Source organism: Moorena sp. SIO4A5, assembly GCF_010672005.1.
In the GTDB taxonomy this organism is placed as follows: Bacteria; Cyanobacteriota; Cyanobacteriia; order Cyanobacteriales; family Coleofasciculaceae; genus Moorena.
This window is the reverse complement of record NZ_JAAHHZ010000291.1, coordinates 1-5805: the sequence shown is the minus strand read 5'-3', so window position 1 is coordinate 5805 and position 5805 is coordinate 1. Positions and strand designations below refer to the sequence as shown.

The following is a 5805-nucleotide window of genomic DNA, read 5'->3' as shown; positions in this document are numbered from 1 at the left end:
CCCCTATCCCCCTATCCCCCTATCTCCAATAATCGTTAACTTACTAAAGTTTGAAACAGCCCTGCCTTTTTTAAGGGGGGCTGGGGGGGATCATAATCTTGCGGAAAACTTTGAAAACACGCCCTAGTGGTCAGTAATCGTAAGCATTCAGCAATCAGCTGTCAGCCGTCAGCTAATCAACGGGAGGTAAGAAAACAGTTTACGGTGCTGGTGCGACTGGTTGAAAATCTGTGCTCGTTTTACTCATCCGACCCCGTTCAGTTAAAGCGCCTGCTAGCTGATAGCTGATAACTGATAGCTGAATGCTTATGTTCCTTTGGAACCGCTTCGCGATGAAGCGAAGCTTCCGCTAAGAGCGATCGCATAAAAATACCACCAGAGAGGGGGGTATGGGAACATTCATTAAGGTAAGCTACGTTTATCTCGTCTATCTGTGTAAGTATTTAGCGATCAGTTATCAGCTATCAAGCATGGATCTTTAGTTCGACAAAAACACCCGACTAAAAAGGTGTCACAAACCTGACTAAACCCCTTTAGCTGATAGCTGACGCTTTTACCTAATCTATCGCTAGCTTAAATAGCATTGCTCTTCCACAAGACGTTAGCAAGATGAAATTCTCAATTGTGCTTCTCACAGGACTGATGGCTCTAGTGCCTGTAGCTCCAGTTAACGCTGAAAGTCGCATCGTTGTTGGAGATAGTAACCTAGACGTTGTCATCTCTTCATTCGGGCGTAAACACAGGCATCGTTCACACCGCAGGCATCGGCGCATCTATTATCCCAGGCGTGGGCGTGGGCGTGGGCGGGTGCGAATCTATTCTCCTAGGCGTGGGCGGGTGCGAATCTATTCTCCTAGGCGTGGGCGCGGGCGAGTCTATTCTCCCAAGCGCAGGGACGATGAAATCTACTATCGTAACCGTAGGGGAGTCAGAATTTATTCTCCCAGGCGCAGACATGATGGGATTTTTTATCATGACTATCGGTAGTTAACTGCAACTTTTGAGGATTCAAATTAACCATCTTTCAACTCCAAGGGGACTCCCGTTATACCCGCGCATGAAGCGCGGGAGACGGGGCGTATAAAGTGCGGACGCAGGTTCCGCACACAGCCCCTTGGGAATTGGAGATTGGATCTGTTGCGTGTCTTAGACATTTCCGCTAAAATACTAGTTTCAGTAGCGGGAATACTGGATGCTAACTCAAGTTAATAATCTTCGTTTAGACAAGCAGCAGATCAAAGCTCTCAGGCAGATGTGTCACTTGAGCAAAAATATGTTCAATGTGGGACTCTATAATGTCCGTCAGTACTTTTTTCAGGAACGAAAGCATCTACGATACGAGAGCAACTATTATCACTCGAAAGAGAATGAGAATTACAAGTTATTACCGACGGATATTGCTCAACAAACCCTAAAGATTGTCGATAGATCCTTTAAATCTTTCTTTGGTTTGATCAAGCTTAAATCTAGTGGAGGCTACCAGGAAAAAGTTAGGATTCCTAATTACCTTCCCAAGGATGGGCATTTTATTCTTGGCTTACTTCTGGTAGCTAATCTCCCTTTTCATCCCCTATTCCCTGCTCCGAAGTCCCTGCTCCCTAAAACCTAGAAATTTGTACCTGACCGAATTAAAAACCGCTGTATTACTCTTAAGTTTCATTCAACCAAACCCTTAAATCATCAAGATTCGAGAAATCTAAGCAGGCTTCACTCAACCCTTCCAACTGGTCCAGTGATAGTTGAAGAATTTGCTGTTGCAGTTCACTCGGTATTTCTCCTAAGCTACGGGATAGCAGACGGAGAATCAGTGCTCGTTCTCGTTGTGCTCCTTCTTCTCGACCTTGTTTTAGCCCTTCTTCTCTACCTTCTTGTAAACCTTCTTCTCGACCTTGTAGCAACCCTTCTTGTCTAGAAGTCTCGACAATATTATTCATGTCGCGGTAATATTTGAGACTGTTTTGGTAGTTATCCTGTTCAGTGCGAGAAAAATTCGCAATTTCTGCCACGTCAAACAGTTGATTGAAGACCGACTCTTGGAAAGGTTGAGGGCGATTCTGTAATTCTGATAGATTTTTAAGGACAAACAGCCATTTATCAAAATGTGTTTCTAACTGGTCTAGGGTTTTGGTAAATTTGGGTAATTCAATATACAGGAATTTGAGTTTGTCATAAAACACCTGACAATCCTGATTTTTTAGCTCCACAGTATGTAGGATTGTCTCATCATCTTTATGGTTGTCAAAAACAAAATCTAAGACACCGACAGTATAAACCGCCTTTAACTGATAATCCCAATCGCCTTTTTGCGCTTGTTCTTGGATTGGAAATGTGGAATAGTAAACACTTCTATCTTTAAAGAAGTTTTGTTTTGCTTTTTGAAGTAGAACAATAAAGCCTTCCCCAGTTTTGGCTTGACAGTAGATTTCAAAAATTACCTTGTCTGTATTCTTGAAGGTAACATCTTCAATTTCATGATGAGGTGGTAAAAGGGTATTTAAAAAATCAATAAGTAGTGCTTTATTTTCTTCCGTACCAAAAACACGCTTAAAGCCAAAAGCCGTAAGTAAAATAATATACTTATCTTTGAGATAATAGACCATGATAGTGCTAGGGGAATCGTAAGCTATCAGCGGTCAGTCGTAAGCTATCAGCTATCAGCTAATGCGCACAATTTTTATTGTAAGCATTAGGCTGACAACTGACAACTGACAACTGACGACTAACCGCTGACCGCTGACCGCTGACCGCTGACCGCTGACTGCTTAATATTATAGTTATGATCTAAATCTAAATTTTATTCCCTGTTCCCTGTTCCCTGTTCCCTATTCCCTACTCCCTACTCCCTACTCCCTACTCCCTACTCCCTATTCCCCTTAACCATGAGCAATCCCAACTATTGGAAACCAGCTTACCAACTCTTTAACCCAGAGCAACCCCTGACCACACCAGAGGAAATGAAAGATTTTTATATCCAGCGAGAGGATAGTCCAGTAGAAAATTTAATCGCTACTCTGGTAATGGAAGACCAGCCAGCTAAGTTTTTATTAGCTGGTCATCGGGGCAGTGGAAAAACAACGGAATTGCGACGAATTGAACAGGAGCTAGCAGAAAATTATGCGGTGATCTGGGTTGATACGGCAACAGCTCTCGACCGCTATAACATTGGTTATGCTGAGGTGGTGGTGTTGATTGGAATGGAGGTTTGTCGCCAAGCCATTAAACCAGGCTGGTGGTCAAATCGGGATCAGCGCTTACTGGATGATTTAGAAAATAGCCTAACAACAGTAATTTATCAAGATAAAGAAACAGATACTGAACAGTTAGAATTACCAGAGGTTTTGAAAAAATTGGGGTTAATTCTAAAACGGGGATTAACTCGGGATATGACTAAAACCCTTAACATTCGCCCTGCTGTTAGTGACATCATTGATCGAGTTAACGATATTATCAAAGCTGCTGAGAAAGACCGCAAGCAAAAATTATTAGTCATTGTAGATGGTCTCGATCGCCATGATTTGAGAACCGCTTTGGAAATGTTTGCTAGCCCGCTCCTGACAGAATTAGAGTGTCATATCATCTACACCATTCCAATTTCCTTACGATATTCCCCTAGCTTTCGCCAACCGATGGAAAGCTTCCAACCTTTGGATTTGTATAATTTGCCTGTATTTGAATGCGATTGGCCTACGGCCACGCTACGCGATCGCAATTCTGGTCCGACCTCAACCCCTAACAAAGTTGGTCGAGATATCTTGAAGTCTGTGATTACCAAACGATTAGCTAAAATTAACGAAACAGATCTATTCACTCCCGATGCCCTAGAGCTAATATCTGAAAAGAGTGGTGGTGTGATCCGGGATTTAATCCGACTAGCGCGGGGGGCTTGTCAGGTCGCCCTGAAGAAAAAAAAGGAATATGTAGACACAACCATTGCTAAGGAGGCGATTCAAGAAGAACGCAAAGCCTATACTATCAACGACTATCATTTTAAAGAATTGGCTACTGTTCACCAAACTGGTCGCTTAACTACCAATACCCATCATTTGCCCAAGCAAGGTGAATTTGTCATTTGTGATGAACTTTTACAAAATAAGTATGTCTTAGGGTATTACGGTGACGATACCTGGTTTGATGTGCATCCGATTATTATTGAAGACTTGGAACAGTGGCAAGGGAGTCAGAATTCAGCTGTCAGCTCTTAGGTTTCAGGTAAGCATTCAGCTATCAGCTGATGGTCTAGGCTTTGGGTTTTGTTAGAATGAAACAGCCCTGGCCTGAAAAAGGGGGGAAGGGCATGGGTAATCGGGAATGGAAGCAATGACACAGACACTCTCAAAACCAAAAGACCAACGGCTGATTCACTCTGGGATGAATTGGCAACAATTCAAATTACTGGAACAGAGCTTTGTCGATTCACCAGGAATACGGTTATTCTACTACGGAGGAGAAGTAGAAATCTTGGCAGTTTCTCAAGACCACGAAACCTTTAGCCGCTTGATCGGGATTCTGTTAGCTATCTACTTTGAAGAAAAGGGAATTGAGTTCACCCCTACAGGAAGCTTTACCCAAGAAAAACCAGGGGTAGCCTCAGCACAAGCGGATGAGTCTTATTGTATCGGAAAGCCAAAGAAAATTCCAGACTTATCTATCGAAGTGGTTTTTACCAGTGGTAATCTCTCCAAACTCAATCGCTATCGGGAGTTGGGTGTACCTGAAGTCTGGTTCTGGGAAGATGGTCTATTTACCTTACATCATCTCAGAGCAGACGGTTACGAACGAATTTATACCTCAGAGGTGTTACCAGACCTAGATATGGAGTTGTTAACTAGGTCTGTAGTAATGGCGTCTACAGTTGAGGCAATGAGGTTTTTCAGAAAGGCAATTTCTGAGTAGTCGCGATGGTAATAGGGAATTGAGAATTGAGAATTGAGAATTGAGAATTGAGAATTGATAGCGTTTCTTGCATCTATAGCGTTTCTAGGACTCATGAGGTACACATAACTGTTTGACTATTGGCTTTTGCTTTTTCTCTCTTACCTGCTCCCTGCTCCCTGCTCCCTGCTCCCTAAAAACCAGATATTTGTACCTCACAAGTCGTAGAATTGCTATATTATGAGGTACTCTTCTCAACCTCATAAATCCAATAAATTAACGATTTTTGTGAATACTAATCCTCTATCCCACACTCCCCATCTCCCCATCTCCCCATCTCCCCATCTCCCCATCTCCCCATCTCCCCATCTCCCCATCTCCCCATCTTCCCTCTCTCACTCAATACTCACCCATGAAAACAGCCCCTGATCCATTGACTCCCGCTGACCATAATGAGCTGGATAGCTTAGTCACCACTCTGGCACTATCTAGTGGCACCACCATTATTTTTGCCATTGCTCCCGAAAGTGGTCCCAACCATCCAGTGGTGGAGCAGTTGAACTCTGTTGTTAGTCAAGAAGCCTTGAGTGACCAAGGGTTTCAGCTTCGCAACTGTTTCTATAGTGACGAGTCTTTAATTAATTTTCTCTACCGTCTTAATCCCCTCGATCAAGAGACCTCTCTCAAAACTCCTGCTCCCAGTCGTCCTCTGATCATGGCCTTCGGGATTGAGCAGTTGGACACACCTCGTCGCATCAATGAGCTAAAACGACTGAATGTCGGTAGAGAATCCCTGTTTGAGCGAGACATGGTATTGATGTTTTGGCTCAATAAACCCCAATTTTTGGATGAGTTTCGCCTCCGGGCTCCAGATTTCTGGGATTGGCGGGAGCAGATTGTGGAATTTCAAACCCATCCCCCCCTGGAACCGTT

The 5805-nt window shown here is 43.4% G+C and carries 6 protein-coding genes; 5 read left to right on the top strand and 1 reads right to left on the bottom strand.

Going from position 1 to position 5805, the window contains the following annotated elements:
* The first annotated feature begins 609 nt into the window (after nucleotides 1-609).
* Both F6K57_RS35280 and F6K57_RS35275 read left to right on the top strand, forming a co-directional pair.
* Complete coding sequence (locus tag F6K57_RS35280; RefSeq protein WP_293062300.1) at nucleotides 610-987, top strand: hypothetical protein; 378 nt, start codon at nucleotides 610-612, stop codon at nucleotides 985-987.
* Nucleotides 988-1192: 205 nt separating this feature from the next.
* Nucleotides 1193-1609 carry a transposase gene (locus tag F6K57_RS35275; protein ID WP_143727844.1) on the top strand — a complete coding sequence of 139 codons (417 nt, stop codon included), beginning with the start codon at nucleotides 1193-1195 and terminating at the stop codon, nucleotides 1607-1609.
* Nucleotides 1610-1649: 40 nt separating this feature from the next.
* Here F6K57_RS35275 and F6K57_RS35270 read toward each other — a convergent pair whose 3' ends face one another.
* The gene (locus F6K57_RS35270) at nucleotides 1650-2600 is read right to left on the bottom strand and encodes an Rpn family recombination-promoting nuclease/putative transposase (RefSeq protein WP_293062303.1); all 951 of its coding nucleotides are present in this window, start codon (nucleotides 2598-2600) and stop codon (nucleotides 1650-1652) included.
* A 279-nt stretch (nucleotides 2601-2879) separates the two neighbouring features.
* Between F6K57_RS35270 and F6K57_RS35265 the strand changes: the two genes are divergently transcribed.
* The 3 genes from F6K57_RS35265 to F6K57_RS35255 all read left to right on the top strand — a co-directional run.
* Nucleotides 2880-4202 (top strand): P-loop NTPase fold protein, encoded by a 1323-nt coding sequence (locus F6K57_RS35265; RefSeq protein WP_293072642.1) that lies wholly within the window; start codon nucleotides 2880-2882, stop codon nucleotides 4200-4202.
* A gap of 115 nt (nucleotides 4203-4317) precedes the next feature.
* Nucleotides 4318-4893: a Uma2 family endonuclease gene (locus tag F6K57_RS35260; protein WP_293072640.1), complete on the top strand. Its 576-nt coding sequence runs from the start codon at nucleotides 4318-4320 to the stop codon at nucleotides 4891-4893.
* Between the two features lie 391 nt (nucleotides 4894-5284).
* Nucleotides 5285-5805: hypothetical protein (locus F6K57_RS35255; protein WP_293072638.1), on the top strand; the 521-nt coding region annotated here is incomplete at its 3' end.